This window comes from Pseudomonas reinekei, from assembly GCF_001945365.1.
Classification (GTDB): domain Bacteria; phylum Pseudomonadota; class Gammaproteobacteria; order Pseudomonadales; family Pseudomonadaceae; genus Aquipseudomonas; species Aquipseudomonas reinekei.
The window spans coordinates 16,710-35,241 of the sequence record NZ_MSTQ01000027.1; the positions used below are offsets into that span (position 1 = coordinate 16,710).

Genomic DNA, 18,532 nt, shown 5'->3' on the forward strand with positions numbered 1-18,532 from the left:
TCATCCATTGAGAGAGTGTGTGTTGATTGGCCGCTATATTAATCAGTAAATCTCATGTTAAAAGCGCAAAAAATCCACCTTTACAATCAGTTTATTCGATCACTTACGAAGGGCAACTTTTTGCCCCTGGGGCTCCAACGACTCCCGCTCCCGATCGAACGCCAAGTAATACTTGTTCACGCTATTAACATAGCTGACAGGCCCCATCCCCACCTGCTCCATGGCAACGCGCTCGACCTGGAAAAACCACTGGTTCGGATTCAAGCCCCGTCGCCGCGCCTCGGCACGCATCCCCTGAACCCGCTCCGGGCCGATGTTGTAGGCCGCCAGCACGAATGCCATGCGCTCGCGTTCGTTGAGTTTGGGGCTGGCGAAAAACTTGCGACGAATCATCGCCAGATACTTGGCCCCGGCCTGCACATTGGCATCGAGCTCCTGAATGTTGCTGACCCCTACCCGTTGGGCCGCCGATGGCGTGATCTGCATCAGCCCCGTCGGCGCACCGCCGCCGCGGGCCGTGGGTTTCAAGCCTGACTCCTTGAACGCCAGCGCCGCCAGGTTCAGCCAGTCCATGCCTTGGGCATCGGCATGTTTTTGCAGTACCGGGCGAAGTTTCTCCAGACGCTGTCGGTCAGCCTTGGCCAGTGGATAGTGAACCTGGTAAAGGCGCCGATAGATCCGCAGGAAGGCCGCATCCTGATCCGACGGTTTTTTGTAACCGGTGAGAAAGCGATCGATGCTGGCCCGCAGCATGGATGCATCGCGACGCACAAACCAGAACTCTTCGCCCGGCTCGCTGATGAGCACCTGTCGATCGACACGCAATTTCGGCAGGATCTTGCCCCAGCGCTCGGCAATCGGTTGTTCGACGATGGTCAGGTGAAAGATCCCGCCCTGCACCATCTCCAGCACGTCTTCGACCGCCAGACTGGGGTCGACCCATTCGATGATGATCGGTGGCAGTTTGTGCAGTGCGAGCTTTTGATTGATCTGGCTGATGGCATCCCCGGCGGCACTGCCCGTCGGCAACGCCAGTGTTTTACCTGACAGCTGTTCGAGCCGGGTGTAACGACGCTCGCCTTTGATGCCTACCAGCACCAACGGAATATTGCTGGCCACCGGTTCGCTGCTGCTGACGGCGTAACCCGGTTGCAGGTCAAGCAACTCCCCAGGCGCAACCAGATCGCCCTCCCCGCGCTGCAACGCGCCGAGCAGTTGATCCTTGGCTTTGGGAATGATCTTGAGGCTGATTTCCTGACCATCACGGGCGTAACCATTGAGGTATTGCTCGAAGGCGCGCAAGCGATGGTATTCGACACCGATGGCCTGGCCCTGGACTTCGCCGGAGCTGTTGCGGCTCTGGTTGACTAGCACCCGCAGCACTCGACTGCTGCGGATTTCCGTCAGGTCCCGGACTTTGGCGGCCGGCACGGCTTGCAGCGGGCCGGGCAAACGCGCGACCGCCGACATCGGCAGCAGCAGCGCACTACACAGCAATAGCAAAACCGAGGGACGAATCATCCACTCTCCGGAAAGAATGCGGGTTGATCACATGAGTGATTTCATGAAATCACGGGACAACAACAGAGCGCCTGAGCGCTGGCAAAGTGCGAAAGACTGGCACAGTGATGGCACTCTGACCACCCTGCCCACTCCCGCGGAATCAAATGACAGCTATAACTCGTTGTAGTTCTTGGTTTTTCTTATAAATCTACAGCTCTGATATGCTTTCCGGCCTTTGGTCCGAGGTAGCACCATGCAACTCATCGATATCGGCGTCAACCTGACCAACCCCAGTTTTGCCGACAAACACCAGGCTGTACTCGACCGCGCCTATGCCGCTGGCGTGTGCCAATTGGTATTGACCGGCACCAGTGTCGAAGGCAGCGAGCAGGCGCTTGAGCTGTGCGGGCAGCTGGATGAAAGCGCGCAACGGCTGTTCGCCACCGCCGGCATTCACCCCCATTCGGCCAGTGACTGGAATGCCGACAGCGCCCGACGCCTGCGCAGTCTGCTCAAAGAGCCGAATGTGGTCGCCGTGGGTGAATGCGGCCTGGATTTCAATCGCGATTTCTCACCGCGCCCACAGCAGGAAAAAGTCCTGGAAGAACATCTGGCAATGGCCGTTGAACTGCAAATGCCGGTGTTCCTGCACGAACGGGATGCCAGTCAGCGTCTTCTGGAAATCCTGCGCGACTTTCGTGATCAACTGCCCGCTGCGGTGGTGCACTGCTTCACCGGGGAAAAGTCTGCGCTGTTCAGCTACCTCGATCTGGATTTGCACATCGGCATCACTGGCTGGATTTGCGATGAACGCCGGAGCACGCATTTGCATCCACTGGTCAAAGAGATCAAGCGCGGACGCTTGATGCTGGAGAGTGATGCCCCGTACCTGCTGCCCCGCAGTTTGCGGCCGAAGCCAAAGAATGGCCGCAATGAGCCGGCGTATCTGACCGAGGTGTTGCGTGAGGTGGCATTGCATCGCGCAGAGACCCAGGAAGATCTGGCGGCGCACACGACCGCGTGTGCACGGGCGTTTTACGCACTGCCCTCCCTTTCCCAGTCAGCATGATCCCCCGTTAGAACGCCTGCTCGCGATAGCGGTACACCGGTCGACGCAATATCGACTGCCACGCCGCCTTCGCGAGCAGACTCGCTTCCACATTGATCCATATCAACCCCCCGTTTCTGCATAGCGGCACAATACTGGCACCTTGCCAATGCTGTTTCCGCTATCAGAGAAGACCTCCATGGGTGCCTGGCTTAGCAATATCTCGCTGAAATACAAATTCTGGGCGGTGAACGCCGTCGCCTTCATCACCACGTTGCTGCTGGTGCTCTACGCCGTGCAGCTCGAACAACAGGCCCGCAACCATGCCGCGCAGCTATCGGCTCAGGCACAGGCGCGATTACTGGAGACATGGCCCACCGGGCAACCGCTGCCCCACATCGAGAATCTGCTGACGTTCAATCGCGGCCAGGCACCGTTGCTCAACGGGCAGCCGGTGCTGGAGCTGGCCGATGCCAAGGGCTGGGTCGAGATCAACGCGATGCCGTTGTTCGGTGACAACCTGTTGATTGGCGCCGAGGTGTTCACGCGCGCGGATGGCCAACAGGTCGCTGTGATGGCCCCAGGCACGAGTCTGAGCCAGGTGTTCAGCGAGCGTCTGGCCAACTATGCGGTGGCGGTGTTCGTATTGATGCTGGCCATGCTCGGTGCCTCGCAGTTGTTGATCCGCTTCCTGCTCAGTCAGCTCAATACCTTGAAGGACGTGATGCTTCACGTGGAGAAAACCGGCGACCTGTCGGCCCGCGTTCCGCTGGCCGGCAGCGACGAAGTCGGGCAGATGGCGAACGCCTTCAATGCCATGCAGGCCGGTTATCAACGGGTGGTCAACACCGTTGCCAGTACCGCACGCCAACTCGATGATGGCGCCGCACGACTGGCAACCAGCATGAGCGAAGTGCAGCACGGCATGCTGGGTCAGCAGAGTGAAACCGATCAAGCCGCCACCGCCATCAATGAAATGACCGCCACCGTCTACCACATTGCCCAACACGCCGGCGCCACCCGTGATTTGTCGCAATCGGCCGACACTTTGGCTGGCAGCGGGCAGGCGGTGGTCATGCGCGTGCAGAAGTCGATTGCCGGGTTGTCCACCGGGGTGCAGCAGACCGCCGAGATGATTCAGCGGCTGGCCGAGGACAGTCAGAAAATCAACGGCGTGGTCAATGTGATTCACAGCATTGCCGAGCAGACCAACCTTCTGGCGCTCAACGCGGCGATTGAAGCGGCCCGGGCCGGTGAAATGGGTCGCGGGTTTGCGGTGGTCGCCGATGAAGTGCGCAACCTGGCCAAGCGCGTGCAGGCGTCGACAGATGAAATCACCGTGATGGTGTCGGCCTTGCAGGCCGGGACGCGGGATGCCGTGGACTTCATGCAGGAAAGCTCGTTCAGGGCTGACGATTGCGTGCAACAGGCCCAGGAGGCTGGCGCGGCGCTGGCGCAAATCACCGGCGCCGTAGCGCAGATGCGCGAAAGCAATACGCAGATCGCCGTGGCGGCGGAACAGCAGAGTCAGGTGGCAGAGGAAATGAACCGGGCGGTGGTGAGCATCCGCGATGTGACGGAGAACACCGTGCAGCAGACGGTCAGTTCGGCGGCGACCAGTCATGAACTGGCGGCGCTGGCCGGAGAGTTGAGCAAGGCGATCGGGCAGTTGAAGCTTTGAGGTCAAAAATCGCGGCCCATTACACCTATCGCCGCCATAGCCAACCTTGATTCGCCGCCCGACTCGGCCGTGCCTATTCTTCAATCATGTGTTCAACATGGATCGAGGATTAGCATCATGGGCAAACGTCACCCCAACCTTCCCGCCTGGCAATGGCGTGCCTACCCGAACAATCACCAGCACCCGACCAATCTGGTGCTGCACCTGATTGCCGTGCCCCTGTTCATCGTGGCGTTTCTGTTGATTGTGTCCGGCGTGTTCGGCCTGAATCTGGCGAACGTTGCCATCGGCATCATCGGGGTGATCGCGGCACTCGGCTTGCAACGCCATGGTCACAGCCTGGAAAACCAGGCATCGGAACCGTTCAGTGATCGCAAAGACGCCGTCTCGCGCTTGCTGGTCGAGCAGTTCCTGACCTTCCCGCGATTTTTCCTCAGTGGCGGCTGGTGGCGTGCCTGGCGGGAACGCCACCGTCGTCACTGATCAGGCGAACACCGTCACCGTTTGCCGGCTCATGGCGATCAAGAGACCTTGCGCGTCCCACATTTTCGCGGCGGCGTGACCGTAGCCGTTGGCGGCACATTCGGTTTCGACCAGGTACTTGCACCAGTCCAGGGTGCTCAGCTCAAGCAACGGCTGCACGAACTCGATGGTCCAGGTCAGCGTGCTGCCCATGGCCGGTTTTTTCAGAAACGGCATCACGGCCGGTGGCCAGGCGTCCACCAGTGCCAGAATGTGCGATTCGGTGATCGCCTCTTCCTTCACATCCCCCCGCAAGCGCACCCAGCCACCCATCTGGCGCGATGTGCTGCCGCTGAACGGCAGCCCGCCGACGCTCCAGCGCATCGCCAGATGACGCATGAACTCCGGGACGACGCCTGCGATGAACGGCAGCTCCTGGCAGTCGTCCCAGTGCTTCATCTCGGGCGCCGGCTCCGCCTGTACCGCCACTTCAGAGGGACGCGAGGCGCCGAAGCTGCCCTGAATCAACGTCACCACCTGCCCCTTCTGCATCGCACGCCCCAGCACCTGGCTGACAGCCTTGCCTTCGCGCAGCACGTCGACTTCAAAACTGACAGGGACTTCCGGTTCGACCGGGCCTACGAACGTAATCGCCAGTGAGCGCACCAGCCGATCCGCCGGAACCCTCGCGCGCATGGCTTCGTATTGCAAGGCCGCCACCAGGCCTCCGAAACTGGCACGTCCCTGAGCCCAACCGGCCGGGATGGTCAGCTCCAGCGGTTGGCGGCGGACGGCGTCGAGCAGGTCGCAAAAGCGCATGAAAACCTCGCAAGCAGGAAAAAGATGCAGGGATATTAACCAGCCGTCAGAGGCTGTACAGCGCGCATTCCGGCCAAATTGACTGACAGATGGGCCGTCGCCCCTTCAGGAGCGACCGCAGGGGAGTTCAGGGTTTAAAGCAGTCCGCGCTGAGCTTTTCCAGCACGCGGTCGGCGCGCTGTTCGGCCTGGGCCATGGCGGTGTGCCAGCCGGCGACGCAAGGGCGCAAATCCGCTTCCTGCTCGGCAATGGCCAGCCATTGCAGGCAATCGTGCCAGTCGCCCAACGCGCCTTGCGCCGATTTCAGTCGGGGCATGGCCGCTTTCGGCAAGCGATCCAGTTCGGGGTATGCGTCGATGCCATAGCGCACACGCTTGATCAGCAAGCGCAGGCGATGGCGGTCGTGGGCGGGATCGTGCAGGGCGTGGTCGAGTTTTTTCCACTGCTTGCCCAGGCGCTTCTCAATGCGCTTGCCCAGCCCCTTGAGCAAACCCTGACGCTGAGAGGCCCGCAGAAAACGCGGAAACGCATCAAGGATGACCAGCAATTGCGCCAGCTCGGCACTGCTCGCCACCGCCGGATAGGCCTCGGCCATCTGCGCCAGACGCCGTTGAGCAGCTTCGGGTTGATCGTGCTGGACCAGGTACGCGGCCAACACTTCGCGATCTCGCCAGGGCGTGGTCAGGTCGCCAACGCCCGACGCCGCGGCTTCCAGCTGCTCGACGCCGGGCAAGCCGCGCAGCGGTCGCAGCAGGCTGCGCAGGCGGCGCACCGTGGTGCGCAAGTCGTGCAAGGCCTCAGGGTCAGTCCGGCCAGTCAAGCGCGCCTGACAGGCCAGTAGACGAACTTCCAGGCCCAGAACATGGGCCACCAATCGATCAACCAATGCCGACATCACTTGCTCCCTGACTCGAATGTCCCCGCGGACCTACATCATGCCTCAACGGCCGGCGCGTGACTCACGAATATAGAAGCGCGCTTTCTCGGCTTTCCTGGTGCAGCCTTCAAACCCTTCGAATTGTTGCTGAGTCTTGGCCGCAGTCAGCAGCGACAGTGCCTTGGAGTAACTGACGGTCCCGGCGAAACCCTCGGCCTTGGCCAGGTCCAGCTCATGCCAGGCGGCGTCGAGATTGCTGCCGCAACTGTCGCGATAGGCAGTTTTACCGGCACAACCGGCCAGTGCCAGGGCAATCAATGGCACACAAATCCAGGCTTTCATCACACACACCTCAGAGATAGGAAAACAGTCATGCAGGTAGGACGGTCTGGCACGGGAAAAGTGCCGTCCATCGCCAGCGCAAACTATAGCTGGCGAGAATAACCATCTGCCGCCATGGAGTGTCGAAAAAACGACGCGTTCGCCGCCCCGAGCGACCTTGCCGATTGAAGCGTGCCCCCGGATGGGTGCATTGTTGAAGCATTCAAACGAGGCCGATCAATGAAAAAGCGTGTCGCACTGGTGTTGGGCTCGGGTGGAGCCCGGGGTTATGCCCATATCGGCGTCATCCAGGAAATCGAACGGCGTGGCTACGACATCGCCTGCATCGCCGGGTGTTCCATGGGCGCGGTGGTCGGCGGGATCTACGCCGCCGGCAAGCTCGATGAGTATCGCGACTGGATCGAGAGCCTGGATTACCTCGATGTATTGCGTCTGGTGGATGTCAGTTTTCGCCTGGGGGCGATCCGTGGGGAAAAGGTCTTCGGGCAGATCCGCAAGATCGTCGGCGAGATCAATATCGAAGACCTGCGCATCCCCTACACGGCGGTGGCTACCGACCTGACCAACCAGCAGGAAATCTGGTTCCAGGAGGGTTGCCTGCATCAGGCCATGCGCGCCTCGGCGGCCATTCCGAGTCTGTTCACCCCGGTGATGCAGGGCAATCGCATGTTGGTGGATGGCGGCATTCTCAACCCGTTGCCGATCGTGCCGGTGGTGTCGAGCCATTGCGATTTGATCATCGCGGTCAATCTCAACTCCACCAACCAGCGTCACTACAAGTTGCCGGTGATCGAGCGCCCCGCCGCGTTCAAGAGCCGTTTCAACAGCCTGATCAACTCTCTCGGCTCGAAAATGCCATTCCGGCGCACTCAGGCCGAGCAGTTGCTGCGACTGGAAAAGGAAGCGTTGATGGCCGAAGCGGCCGAGATCAATCCCTGGATCGAATCTGCCGAACCCGAAGCGCAACAACCGGCAGCGGCGCCGGAGCGTGACGGCGCGCCGAAGTCGGCGACCGGATCGTTCATCATCGACAACGTCGGTCCGGCGTCTTTGCTGGACTTGATCAACCAGAGTTTCGAGGTCATGCAGACGTCGTTGGCCCAGTACAAGATTGCCGGTTATCCGCCGGACATTCTGATCAACGTGCCGAAGCGGGTATGCCGGTTCTTCGAGTTCTACAAAGCGCCGGAATTGATCGCGCTGGGGCGGGAAATCGCGCGGGATACGCTGGACCGGTATGAGAGTGAGCGCGATTCCTGAGTTCTCGGGTGTATGTGAGGGCCCCATCGCGAGCAGGCTCGCTCCCACAGGGGTCTTCAGTGTTCAAAATATTGAGTTCACCACCAATCCACTGTGGGAGCGGGCCTGCTCGCGATAGGACCGGAACAGGCGACACAAAACTACAGGCTGCCCTCACTCAACAACCGATACCCAACACCTGCCTCGGTCACGATAAACCGAGGCGCGGTCGGATCATCCGCCAGCTTCTGCCGCAAATGCCCAACCACAATCCGCAAGTAATGACTGTCGTCGGTATGGGTCGGCCCCCAGATATCCTTGAGCAACTGCTGCTGGGTAATGACCCGCCCGGGATGGCGCGCCAGTTGCGCCAGCACGGCATATTCCTTGCGGGTCAGCGCTACTTCGGCGCCGTCGAGCAGCACGCGGCGATACGCCAGGTCCACCGTCAGCGGGCCGAAGGTCAGCGCCGCTTGTTGGGCTTCGCCCGCCGGTGCCTGACGCAACAGCGCACGTATCCGCGCCAGGAACTCCTGAATGCCAAAGGGCTTGGTCACGTAGTCATTGGCGCCGCCATCCAGCGCTTCGACTTTTTGCCCCTCGCTGGCACGCACCGACAGCACCAGCACGGGCACCGTCGACCACTCGCGAAACTCGCGTAAAACCTGCTGGCCGTCCATGTCCGGTAAACCAAGGTCGAGCACCAGCAGGTCCGGCTTGTTCAGCGCGGCCTGCGCCAACCCTTCGGTACCGGTGCCGGCCTCCAGCACTTTATAGCCTTGGGAAGCGAGGCTGATGCGCAGGAATTTGCGGATTTGCGGTTCGTCGTCAATGACCAGAATGGTCGCGGTCTGGCTCATGAGTTCACATCAACACAAAGAAGTGGCAAGAGAGTAACGCAAGCATGATCAGGCTTCACTTTCGGCTGTTAACTTTCAAAGGCTGGCTGCTCTTGCAACGGCAAGTGCAAGGTGATGCAGGTGCCGCGCCCTTCGATGCCATCGGCCACGCTGATCCGCCCGCCATGGGCGCCCACCATGCCCTGGCAGATCGCCAACCCCAGCCCGGTGCCCTGCCCGCCACGGTCACCGCGCGCTGCGGTGTAGAACATATCAAAGATTTTGGCCCGCTCCGCTTCCGGAATCCCCGGTCCCTCGTCGCTGACCGAGAAAAACAGCTCCTTGTCGTCCGCCCCGGCGCGCACTTGCAAACGACCGTGGGCCGGTGAAAAGCGTGCGGCGTTCTCCAGCACGTTAATCAGCGCCTGCTCGATCAGCGCGGCATGGACGTAAAGCAGCGGCAACTGCGCCGGTACATCCGTGCTGACTTGCAACGGTGCGAGTACCGCGCGCAAGCGACTGAGCGAACTGCCGACGATGTCAGCCGGCGACACCCAGTCCCGCGCCAGCTTCAGGGCGCCGTGCCCGAGCCGGGTCATATCTAGCAGGTTCTGGATGTAGCGGTCGAGACGTTCGGCTTCATCGCGGGTGCCTTCGAGCAATTCCCGGCGATCCTCCAGCGGGATCGCTTCGCCGAGCGCCAGCAGACTGTCGATGCTGCCACGCATGGAGGTCAGCGGCGTGCGCAAATCGTGGGACACCGACGCCAGCAAGGCACTGCGCAGTTGCTCGGTTTCACCGTGCAGCCGCGCCGCTTCCAGATCATCCGCCAGTTGTGCACGCGCCAGCGCCTGCGCCAGCGGTTGGCTCAGCGCCGTCAACAAACGGCGGCGCTGGCCACTCAGGGTCTGGCCTTCTTTCGCACACACACCCAGCAACGCCAGCGGGCCATCCTCTACCGACAACGGCCACCACCACCAGCGCCCGAACGGCAATGTGCCGGTGCCGGCGCCAGCGGGTTGGTCGTGTTGCCAGGCCCAATCGGCGGCGGCGCGCTCGGCTTCGGTGAACTCCAGCGGGCCACCGGTTTCGACTTTCCAGCCACTTTGCCCGTCGCGATTGAGCAGGCACAGCTGCAAATCACTCCAGCCATTGAGGTGCTGGGCGGCCGCGCTGACCACGGCCTGACGGTCGGTGGCGGCGGTCAGTTTGCGCGACAGGTCGAGCAGTTCAGTGGTTTCTTCCTGGGTGTCGCGCAGCGCCTGCAGTTGTCGCCGCTGCCGCGCTGCGAGGTTACCGGTGAGGGCGGCCATCAACAGGAAAAACAGCAAGGTCAGCACATCTTCTTCGCGCTGGATGCTGAAGGAAAAGGTCGGAGGGATGAACAGAAAATCGTAAGTCAGAAACGACAGCGCCGCACAGACCAGCGCCGGGCCGAGACTGCTGCGCACCGCCACCAGTAGCACTGCGGCGAGGAACACCAGTGAGATATTCGGCAGCGGTAAAACGCTGGCCACCGCCCAGGCCAAGGCACTGGCCAACAGCGTCGCGACCACGGCCAGAGCATAGTCGAACCACACCAGCGCCTGCATCGAACGCTGGCGTGGCTGATGCTGTTCGTGATCGCTGTCGAGGACGTTGATTTCCAGCCCGCGGGCATTGCGCAACAAACGCGCCGCCAACCCGCCGCCGAACACGCGTCGGCGCCAACGTGGCCGCGACTGGCCGACCAGCACCAGGCTGGCCCGGCGTTCGGCGGCATGCTGGATCAGGGTTTTCGCCACCTCGCCAGCGCGCAGCAATACCACTTCGCCGCCCAGGCGTTCAGCCAGTTGCTGGGCACTTTGCAGGCGCAGGCGCGATTGCTCGTCGCGCGCGCTGCCGTTGTCCACGTGCACCAGGCTCCACGGCAGATGCCGACGCTGGGCGACACGACTGGCGTGGCGCACCAGCCGTTCAGCCTGGGCATCGCCATCGACACCGACCAACAAGCGACCGCGCACCGTCGGCGCCGCCTGGCCCATCTGGCGATAGCCCAGGGTCAGGTCGTTATCGACCTGTGCGGCGGCGGTTTGCATCGCCAATTCGCGCAGGGCTGTGAGGTTGGTCTGGGTGAAAAACGCGTCGATGGCCGCCCTCGCCTGCTCCGGCACGTAGACCTTGCCATCGCGCAGACGCTCGAGCAGTTCCCGTGGCGGCAAGTCGATCAGCAGCAGCTCGAAGGCTTCTTGCAGCACCCAGTCCGGGAGCGTTTCACGGACCTGCACGCCGGTGATGCCGCGCACCTGATCGTTGAGGCTTTCCAGGTGCTGGACGTTGACGGTGGTGAACACGTCGATGCCGGCGGCGAGCAGTTCCTGAATGTCTTGCCAGCGTTTTTCATGGCGGCTGCCGGGCGCGTTGGTGTGGGCCAACTCATCCACCAGCACCAGCTTTGGTTTGGCGGCCAGCAAACCATCAAGGTCCATCTCTTCGAGCATCACGCCACGGTATTCCGAGCGCACCAAGGGTTGCTGCGGCAAGCCGCCCAGCAGCGCTTCGGTTTCCGCCCGGCCGTGGGTTTCGACCACGCCGGCAATGACTTTCACGCCCTGGCGCAGCTGGATGTGAGCCGCTTGCAGCATGGCGTAGGTTTTACCGACACCGGGCGCGGCGCCAAGAAATACCTTGAGCCGACCACGGCCATCGCGGGGCAGGTCTGCTAACAGCGCGTCGGCGCGGCCGGAGTTGCTCATGCTTAAGATTCTCTTATTTCAGACGTTCATGTAGTGGCTGTTATACCGTTTTCGCGAGCAAGCTCGCTCCCACAGGGGACGCATGTCCATGTGGGAGCGAGCCTGCTCGCGAATGACCGCACCGCCGATCTACAGGTTTTCCAGTGCCCGATTCAACTCAAGCACATTCACCACCGGCGGCCCCACCAGCGGCTGCTCGATATGAGCGTCGAGCAGGTTCTGCAGGGTGGCCACTGGCACATTCCTGGCCGCCGCAACACGCGCCAGTTGATAGGTAATCGCGGCCGGTGGCAAGTGCGGATCAAGACCGCTGCCAGAGGTGGTGAGCATGGCCAACGGCACCGCCCCCTGGCCGGGTACCAGCAGCTTGTTGGCGTCGTCGATCACGCGAGTGGCCAGGGCCGGGTTGCTCGGCGACAGGTTGCTGGCACCACTCGACACCGTGGCAAAAGCGCCAGCGGAAGGGCGCGGATGGAACCAGGCGTCGCCGACGAAATCCTGGGCGATCAGTGACGAGCCGCGGACCTTGCCGTCGGTATCGCGTATCAGGCTGCCGTTGGCCTGGTCCGGGAAGGCGACCTGGGCCACGCCGGTCACCACCAGTGGGTAAGCGACGCCAGTGATCAGGGTCATCAGGACCAGCAGGCTCAGGGCCGGGCGTATCATTGTGGACATTTCAAAATCCTCGAATTCTCTAAAAACAACACATCACCTGTGGCGAGGGAGCTTGCTCCCGCTCGACTGCGCAGCAGCCGTAAACCGGGTAAATGTGATGCGCCTGAACAAATGCGGTGCCTGGGTTGGGGCCGCTTCGCAGCCCAGCGGGAGCACGCTCCCTCGCCACAAAAAGCCCCTCTCCAGCCACCCGCAACCCGCTACACCAAATGCAACGCCGTCAACAGCATGTCGATCGCCTTGATGCCCACGAACGGCACCAGAATCCCGCCCAGCCCATAGATCAGCAGATTGCGTCGCAGCAACGCCGCCGCACTGGCTGCGTGTACCCGCACACCGCGCAGCGCCAATGGAATCAGGACCACGATGATCAGGGCGTTAAACACGATGGCCGACAGAATCGCGCTCTGCGGACTGCTCAAGTGCATGACGTTCAGCACGCCCAGTTGCGGGTAGATCGCCGCAAACAGCGCCGGCAGAATCGCGAAGTACTTGGCCACGTCGTTGGCGATGGAGAACGTGGTCAGCGCGCCGCGGGTCACCAGCAATTCCTTGCCGATTTGCACCACATCCAGCAACTTGGTCGGATCGCTGTCGAGGTCGACCATGTTGGCCGCTTCACGGGCCGCTTGCGTGCCGTCGTTCATCGCCATACCGACGTCCGCCTGGGCCAGGGCCGGGGCGTCGTTGGCACCATCGCCGCACATGGCGACCAGGCGACCGTCGTTCTGCTCGTGACGGATGCGCGCCAGTTTTTTCTCCGGGGTGGCTTCGGCCAGCACGTCATCCACGCCGGCTTCAGCAGCAATGGCAGCGGCGGTCAGCGGGTTGTCGCCGGTGACCATGACCGTGCGAATCCCGAGCTTGCGCAGCTCGGCAAAACGTTCGCGGATGCCGGGCTTGACCACGTCCTTGAGGTGGATCGCCCCCAGCAATTTACCGTCGGCGCAGACCAGCAACGGGGTACCGCCACTTTGCGCGATCTTGTCGATTTCCCGCGACAGGGCCGGGGCCAGGTCAGCGCGTTTCATACCAACAAAGGTCAGCAGCGAATCCACCGCGCCTTTGCGATAGACACGCCCCTGATAATCGACACCGGACAGACGCGTCTCGGCGCTGAACGGCACGGCGGTCAACAACTCGGCAGAAGGTTCCGCTTGCGGTTGAGTACCACGCAGGTACTCGACGATGGATTTGCCCTCAGCGGTGTCATCGGCCAGCGACGCGAACAACGCACCTTCGGCCAACTCCTGGCTGCTCACACCCGGGGCCGCCACCACGGCGGTGCAGCGACGGTTGCCGAAGGTGATGGTGCCGGTCTTGTCCAGCAGCAGCACGTGCACGTCACCTGCCGCTTCCACCGCACGTCCCGACTTGGCGATCACGTTCAGGCGCACCAAACGGTCCATACCGGCAATCCCGATGGCCGACAACAGACCGCCGATGGTGGTCGGGATCAGCGTGACCAACAGCGCCACCAGGAACACCAGCGGCAGACTGCCATTGGCGAAGTGGGCGAACGGTTGCAGGGTGACCACGACTATCAGGAAGATCAGGGTCAGGCCGATCAACAGGATATCGAGCGCCACTTCGTTCGGGGTTTTCTGGCGTTTGGCGCCTTCGACCAGAGCGATCATGCGGTCCAGGGTCGATTCGCCAGGGTTGGCGGTGATCTTCACCAGCAGCCAATCGGAAACGAGACGGGTATTGCCGGTGACCGCCGAACGGTCGCCGCCGGACTCGCGAATCACCGGCGCCGATTCACCGGTAATCGCTGCTTCGTTGACGGCCGCGATGCCTTCGATCACCTCGCCGTCACCGGGAATCATCTCCCCCGCTTCGACGCGCACCACATCGCCCTTGCGCAGGCTGGTGGCCGGTATGATTTGAAAGGCACCGTTGGCGTTTTTACGGCGGGCGCTCAAGCCTTCACTGCCGGCCTTGAGGCTATCGGCGCGGGCCTTGCCGCGACCTTCGGCCAGGGCCTCGGCAAAGTTGGCGAACAGTACGGTGAACCACAGCCACACGGCGATCTGCGCAGCGACGAAGGTCGGCACCGCCGTGTCGGGAATAAAACACAGTACGGTGGTCAGGATCGCGGTCAGTTCGACCACCAGCATCACCGGCGCACGCTGCAGTTGCCGTGGGTCGAGCTTGACGAAGGCTTGTACCAACGCCGGGCGCCAGAGGGCCGAGATCGCGGTTTTCGGTTGTTCCGGCGCCTTGGCGGCGACCGGTTTGGTTGCGGGCATATTCATCATCAGCTCCTTAGAAGCCCATGCTCAGATGTTCAGCGATAGGGCCCAACGCCAGGGTCGGCAGGAAGGTCAGGCCGCCCACCAGCAAAATGGTCACGGTCAGCAGGGTCACGAACAGCGGGCCATGGGTCGGGAAACTGTTCTGGCCGACCGGTGCGGTTTTCTTCATCGCCAGGCTGCCGGCCAACGCCAGAACCGGGAGGATGTAGCCGAAGCGACCGATCAACATGCCCAGGCCCAGCATCAGGTTGTGGAACGGGGTGTTGGCGCCGAAGCCACCGAACGCCGAACCGTTGTTGGCACCGGCCGAGGTGTAGGCGTAGAGCAACTGACTGAAACCGTGGGCACCGGGATTGGTTACAGAGGCCACCGGGCCAGGCAGGCTGGCGGCAATCGCACCCAGCACCAGTACGCCAATCGGCATGACCATCAAGGTCACCACCAACAACTGCACTTCCCTGGCTTGCAGTTTCTTGCCGAGGTATTCCGGGGTGCGCCCGATCATCAGGCCGGCGAGGAACACCGCGATCAGCACGTTGAGCAACATGCCGTAGAGCCCGGCGCCGACACCACCGAAGATCACTTCGCCGACCATCATGTTGACCAGCGCGACCATACCGCTCAGCGGGTTAAGGCTGTCGTGCATGCCGTTGACCGAACCGTTCGATGCCGCCGTGGTGGTTACCGACCACAGCACGGTGGCGGTGGTGCCGAAACGCGCTTCCTTGCCTTCCAGCGGCGCGGTCTGTTCGACGGCGGCGTTGTTCAGGGCCGGATTCGGCTGGTATTCAGCCCACATGGACGTCGCGCCGCCGATCAGGAACAACGCCAGCATGCAGGCGATGATTGCGCGGCTCTGACGCAGGTCCTTCACGTAATGGCCGAACGTGAACACCAGCGCGGCCGGGATCAGGATGATCGAGGCCATCTCGAACAGGTTGCTCCACGCCGTCGGGTTCTCGAACGGATGCGCCGAGTTGACGCCGAAGAAGCCCCCCCCGTTGGTACCCAATTGCTTGATCGCAATCTGGCTGGCAGCCGGGCCAAGCGGGATCACTTGATCTACGCCCTGCATCGTCACCGCATTCACGTATTGCGCGAAAGTTTGCGGCACGCCTTGCCACACCAGGTACAGCGCCAGCAGCAGGCACAGAGGCAGCAGGCCGTAGAGGGTGGCGCGGGTCATGTCGACCCAGAAGTTACCCAGGGACTGGCTGGACTTGCGGCCAATGCCACGGCACAGCGCAACCAGCACGGCGAGGCCGGTGGCGGCGCTGACAAAGTTTTGCACGGTGAGGCCGGCCATCTGGCTCAGGTAGCTCAGCGATGCTTCACCGCTGTAGGCCTGCCAGTTGGTGTTGGTCATGAAACTGATGGCGGTGTTGAACGCCAGCGTCCACTCCTGGCCCGGCAGATTCTGCGGGTTGAGCGGCAAGTGATCCTGGAACAGCAAAATCGCGAACAACAGCAAAAAGCCCGCGAGGTTGAACGCGAGCAAGGCCAGCGCGTACTTCTGCCAGCTCTGCTCCGCCTGTGGATCTACACCCGCCACGCGATAGCAGCCGCGCTCCACCGGGCCGAGAACCGGCGTCAACCAGGTGCGCTGGCCTTCCATCACCTTGTAGTAGAAGCGCCCGAGAAACGGCGCCGGGACCAACACCACCGCGAAAAACGCGAGGATCAGCCAATAGTCATAACTGTGCATAGCCGCTCCTAGTTCCGGTCCGCGCGCAACAGCGCAACCAACAGATAAATGAACAGCCCCACTGCCAACAGCAGTGACACCCCGTCCAGAACGCTCATGGAAATTCTCCGTGTTACGGCGTATTGCCGCGTGTGGAGGCATTGTCGGGAGGGAGGGTGTAAAGGCGCGAGATCGAGGGGCGGGGCGGGGGATAAAGAATGTGTAAAGAGTGGGTTTACGCGGGGGTTACAGGGGTGTCGGACCTTATTCGCGGAGCCGGCATAATGACTGACAGGGCAAAATCAGATTACGGCTTCTATTGCACTCCCCCACGCATGCCGACAAGCTATGTACCTCTGCGTCATAGGCTCACTGCAAAAGGCTGGTCCACATGCGTATCCTCATCACCGGCGGTGCCGGTTTCATTGGCTCTGCTTTGGTTCGGGAGTTGATTCGCCACTCCAGCCATGAAGTACTTAATCTGGACAAGCTGACATACGCTGGCAATCTCGAATCCTTGACCAGCATTGCCAACGACGCTCGCTACGAATTCGTCCAGGCCGATGTCATCGATCAGGCAGCCGTCAGTGCCGTGTTAGAACGTTTCCAGCCACATGCAATCATGCACCTGGCTGCCGAATCGCACGTCGATCGTTCTATTGACGGTCCTGCGGATTTCATCCAGACCAACATCGTCGGCACCTATAGCCTTCTGGAGGCGACACGTGCCTATTGGCATACGCTTGCCGAGCCAGAAAAGAGCGCCTTCCGGTTCCATCACATTTCCACCGACGAGGTCTATGGCGACTTGCACGGGGTGGATGACCTGTTCACGGAAACGACACCCTACGCGCCTAGCTCGCCGTACTCCGCCAGCAAAGCCGCTTCCGATCACTTGGTCCGTGCCTGGAACCGCACCTATGGCCTGCCGGTCATACTGACCAACTGCTCGAACAACTACGGCCCCTTTCATTTCCCCGAAAAGTTGATTCCGCTCGTGATACTTAATGCCTTGGCGGGCAAGTCCTTGCCGGTCTATGGCAACGGCCTCCAAGTACGCGATTGGTTGTTCGTAGAAGATCATGCCCGGGCGCTGATAAGGGTCGTTATAGAAGGCAAGGTCGGCGAGACTTACAACATCGGGGGTCACAATGAGCAAAAGAATATTGATGTAGTTCGTGCAATATGCGCTTTGCTGGAAGAACTGGCCCCGCTAAAGCCTGAAGGTATCAAGCACTACGCAGACCTCATTACTTTCGTGCAGGACCGTCCCGGCCACGACCTGCGTTACGCAATCGATGCCCGCAAAATTGAAAAAGAAATAGGCTGGGTGCCAGAAGAAACCTTCGAAACCGGCCTGCGCAAAACCGTCCAGTGGTATTTGAATAACCTGGAATGGTGTCGCCGTGTTCAAAATGGCAGCTATCAGGGTGAACGCCTAGGCGCTATCAGTACAAAGGAGTTGCTCGCATGACGAAGGGTATCGTTTTAGCAGGAGGCTCTGGAACGCGCCTTCATCCGATCACGCTTGGAATATCCAAACAACTGTTGCCAGTCTACGACAAGCCGATGATCTACTATCCGATCTCGGTGCTGATGCTGGCCGGCATCAAGGACATCCTGTTAATTTCAACTCCCCACGATCTACCTCAATACCGCAGTCTGCTTGGTGATGGTAGTCAGTTTGGGGTGAACTTCAGCTATGCCGAGCAGCCATCACCGGACGGTCTGGCCCAAGCATTTATAATTGGCGAAGAGTTTATCGGCGATGATCCCGTGTGCCTGATTCTCGGCGACAACATTTTCCATGGTTCATATTTCGGCGGAAAACTACAAACCGCGGCAAAACGCGCTTCTGGCGCAACGGTGTTCGGCTACTGGGTCAAAGACCCCGAGCGCTTCGGCGTAATTGATTTCGACGGCGAAGGCCGTGCCTTATCTATAGAAGAAAAGCCCCAGAATCCGAAATCCAACTATGCGGTTACCGGACTGTATTTCTACGATAATGACGTGATCGAGATCGCCAAGGCGGTCAAACCTTCGCCTCGCGGAGAGCTGGAGATTACCGACATCAACAATGCCTATCTCGAACGTGGTGACCTACAGGTCGAACGCTTCGGACGTGGTTTCGCCTGGCTCGACACCGGTACGCATGACAGCTTGCTCGAAGCTTCTCAGTACGTGCAGACCATTGAACACCGCCAAGGCTTGAAGATCGCCTGCCTTGAAGAGATCGCTTATCAAAATAGCTGGATCAACCGCGAACATCTGCTGGAGCGCTCCCGCTATTTCGGTAAGACTGGTTATGGTCAATACCTCGCCAAATTGGCCGGGGAAAAACAATGAGTTTCGTTGAAACTGTTCTGCCGA

16 protein-coding genes are annotated in these 18,532 nt (G+C 61.0%); 6 read left to right on the top strand and 10 right to left on the bottom strand.

Going from position 1 to position 18,532, the window contains the following annotated elements; genetic code table 11:
* Positions 1-99 precede the first annotated feature (99 nt).
* Positions 100-1,521 carry an MltF family protein gene (locus tag BVK86_RS27165; protein WP_075949316.1) on the bottom strand — a complete coding sequence of 474 codons (1,422 nt, stop codon included), beginning with the start codon at positions 1,519-1,521 and terminating at the stop codon, positions 100-102.
* Between the two features lie 235 nt (positions 1,522-1,756).
* Here BVK86_RS27165 and BVK86_RS27170 point away from each other — a divergent pair, with 235 nt between their 5' ends.
* From BVK86_RS27170 to BVK86_RS27180, 3 genes are all read left to right on the top strand, one after another.
* On the top strand, positions 1,757-2,572 hold the full coding sequence (locus BVK86_RS27170) for a TatD family hydrolase (protein WP_075949317.1): 816 nt from the start codon (positions 1,757-1,759) through the stop codon (positions 2,570-2,572).
* 178 nt (positions 2,573-2,750) lie between these two features.
* Positions 2,751-4,232, top strand: a complete 1,482-nt coding sequence (locus BVK86_RS27175) for a methyl-accepting chemotaxis protein (RefSeq protein ID WP_075949318.1) — start codon at positions 2,751-2,753, stop codon at positions 4,230-4,232.
* A gap of 117 nt (positions 4,233-4,349) precedes the next feature.
* Entirely contained in the window at positions 4,350-4,715 is a 366-nt protein-coding gene (locus tag BVK86_RS27180; RefSeq protein WP_075949319.1) for an Mpo1-like protein, read from the top strand.
* On the opposite strand, the gene BVK86_RS27185 is transcribed toward BVK86_RS27180, so the two are convergent.
* The 3 genes from BVK86_RS27185 to BVK86_RS27195 form a co-directional block, all read right to left on the bottom strand.
* Positions 4,716-5,513 (bottom strand): acyl-CoA thioesterase, encoded by a 798-nt coding sequence (locus BVK86_RS27185; protein WP_075949320.1) that lies wholly within the window; start codon positions 5,511-5,513, stop codon positions 4,716-4,718.
* A gap of 127 nt (positions 5,514-5,640) precedes the next feature.
* On the bottom strand, positions 5,641-6,408 hold the full coding sequence (locus BVK86_RS27190; protein ID WP_075949321.1) for a CHAD domain-containing protein: 768 nt from the start codon (positions 6,406-6,408) through the stop codon (positions 5,641-5,643).
* Between the two features lie 45 nt (positions 6,409-6,453).
* Positions 6,454-6,732: a hypothetical protein gene (locus tag BVK86_RS27195; RefSeq protein WP_007973587.1), complete on the bottom strand. Its 279-nt coding sequence runs from the start codon at positions 6,730-6,732 to the stop codon at positions 6,454-6,456.
* Between the two features lie 219 nt (positions 6,733-6,951).
* Between BVK86_RS27195 and BVK86_RS27200 the strand changes: the two genes are divergently transcribed.
* Positions 6,952-7,992 (top strand): patatin-like phospholipase family protein, encoded by a 1,041-nt coding sequence (locus BVK86_RS27200; RefSeq protein WP_075949322.1) that lies wholly within the window; start codon positions 6,952-6,954, stop codon positions 7,990-7,992.
* A 140-nt stretch (positions 7,993-8,132) separates the two neighbouring features.
* Here the strand turns inward: BVK86_RS27200 and BVK86_RS27205 are convergent, their stop codons facing one another.
* The 6 genes from BVK86_RS27205 to kdpF all read right to left on the bottom strand — a co-directional run bounded on the left by BVK86_RS27205 (position 8,133) and on the right by kdpF (position 16,281).
* The gene (locus tag BVK86_RS27205; RefSeq protein ID WP_075949323.1) at positions 8,133-8,831 is read right to left on the bottom strand and encodes a response regulator; all 699 of its coding nucleotides are present in this window, start codon (positions 8,829-8,831) and stop codon (positions 8,133-8,135) included.
* Between the two features lie 68 nt (positions 8,832-8,899).
* Positions 8,900-11,545, bottom strand: coding sequence for a sensor histidine kinase (locus BVK86_RS27210; RefSeq protein WP_075949324.1), 2,646 nt, complete (start codon positions 11,543-11,545; stop codon positions 8,900-8,902).
* Positions 11,546-11,674: 129 nt separating this feature from the next.
* Positions 11,675-12,220: a potassium-transporting ATPase subunit KdpC gene (kdpC, locus tag BVK86_RS27215; RefSeq protein WP_075949325.1), complete on the bottom strand. Its 546-nt coding sequence runs from the start codon at positions 12,218-12,220 to the stop codon at positions 11,675-11,677.
* Positions 12,221-12,420: 200 nt separating this feature from the next.
* The gene (gene kdpB / locus BVK86_RS27220; RefSeq protein ID WP_075949326.1) at positions 12,421-14,478 is read right to left on the bottom strand and encodes a potassium-transporting ATPase subunit KdpB; all 2,058 of its coding nucleotides are present in this window, start codon (positions 14,476-14,478) and stop codon (positions 12,421-12,423) included.
* A gap of 10 nt (positions 14,479-14,488) precedes the next feature.
* On the bottom strand, positions 14,489-16,183 hold the full coding sequence (kdpA, locus tag BVK86_RS27225; protein ID WP_075949327.1) for a potassium-transporting ATPase subunit KdpA: 1,695 nt from the start codon (positions 16,181-16,183) through the stop codon (positions 14,489-14,491).
* A gap of 8 nt (positions 16,184-16,191) precedes the next feature.
* Positions 16,192-16,281 (bottom strand): K(+)-transporting ATPase subunit F, encoded by a 90-nt coding sequence (gene kdpF, locus BVK86_RS27230; protein WP_007899818.1) that lies wholly within the window; start codon positions 16,279-16,281, stop codon positions 16,192-16,194.
* 272 nt (positions 16,282-16,553) lie between these two features.
* Between kdpF and rfbB the strand changes: the two genes are divergently transcribed.
* Both rfbB and rfbA read left to right on the top strand, forming a co-directional pair.
* Positions 16,554-17,636: a dTDP-glucose 4,6-dehydratase gene (gene rfbB / locus BVK86_RS27235; RefSeq protein WP_075949328.1), complete on the top strand. Its 1,083-nt coding sequence runs from the start codon at positions 16,554-16,556 to the stop codon at positions 17,634-17,636.
* The gene (gene rfbA, locus BVK86_RS27240; protein WP_075949329.1) at positions 17,633-18,508 is read left to right on the top strand and encodes a glucose-1-phosphate thymidylyltransferase RfbA; all 876 of its coding nucleotides are present in this window, start codon (positions 17,633-17,635) and stop codon (positions 18,506-18,508) included. The genes rfbB and rfbA overlap by 4 nt, the downstream gene beginning before the upstream one ends.
* Positions 18,509-18,532 lie beyond the last annotated feature (24 nt).

Coding starts and splice junctions, on each gene's coding strand:
- BVK86_RS27180 (WP_075949319.1), top strand. CDS start 4,350: ATGGGCAAACGTCACCCCAACCTTCCCGCCTGGCAATGGCGTGCCTAC.
- kdpC (WP_075949325.1), bottom strand. CDS start 12,220: ATGTCCACAATGATACGCCCGGCCCTGAGCCTGCTGGTCCTGATGACC.
- kdpA (WP_075949327.1), bottom strand. CDS start 16,183: ATGCACAGTTATGACTATTGGCTGATCCTCGCGTTTTTCGCGGTGGTG.
- rfbB (WP_075949328.1), top strand. CDS start 16,554: ATGCGTATCCTCATCACCGGCGGTGCCGGTTTCATTGGCTCTGCTTTG.
- BVK86_RS27195 (WP_007973587.1), bottom strand. CDS start 6,732: ATGAAAGCCTGGATTTGTGTGCCATTGATTGCCCTGGCACTGGCCGGT.
- kdpB (WP_075949326.1), bottom strand. CDS start 14,478: ATGAATATGCCCGCAACCAAACCGGTCGCCGCCAAGGCGCCGGAACAA.
- BVK86_RS27185 (WP_075949320.1), bottom strand. CDS start 5,513: ATGCGCTTTTGCGACCTGCTCGACGCCGTCCGCCGCCAACCGCTGGAG.
- BVK86_RS27165 (WP_075949316.1), bottom strand. CDS start 1,521: ATGATTCGTCCCTCGGTTTTGCTATTGCTGTGTAGTGCGCTGCTGCTG.
- BVK86_RS27175 (WP_075949318.1), top strand. CDS start 2,751: ATGGGTGCCTGGCTTAGCAATATCTCGCTGAAATACAAATTCTGGGCG.
- rfbA (WP_075949329.1), top strand. CDS start 17,633: ATGACGAAGGGTATCGTTTTAGCAGGAGGCTCTGGAACGCGCCTTCAT.
- BVK86_RS27200 (WP_075949322.1), top strand. CDS start 6,952: ATGAAAAAGCGTGTCGCACTGGTGTTGGGCTCGGGTGGAGCCCGGGGT.
- BVK86_RS27210 (WP_075949324.1), bottom strand. CDS start 11,545: ATGAGCAACTCCGGCCGCGCCGACGCGCTGTTAGCAGACCTGCCCCGC.
- BVK86_RS27190 (WP_075949321.1), bottom strand. CDS start 6,408: ATGTCGGCATTGGTTGATCGATTGGTGGCCCATGTTCTGGGCCTGGAA.
- BVK86_RS27205 (WP_075949323.1), bottom strand. CDS start 8,831: ATGAGCCAGACCGCGACCATTCTGGTCATTGACGACGAACCGCAAATC.
- BVK86_RS27170 (WP_075949317.1), top strand. CDS start 1,757: ATGCAACTCATCGATATCGGCGTCAACCTGACCAACCCCAGTTTTGCC.
- kdpF (WP_007899818.1), bottom strand. CDS start 16,281: ATGAGCGTTCTGGACGGGGTGTCACTGCTGTTGGCAGTGGGGCTGTTC.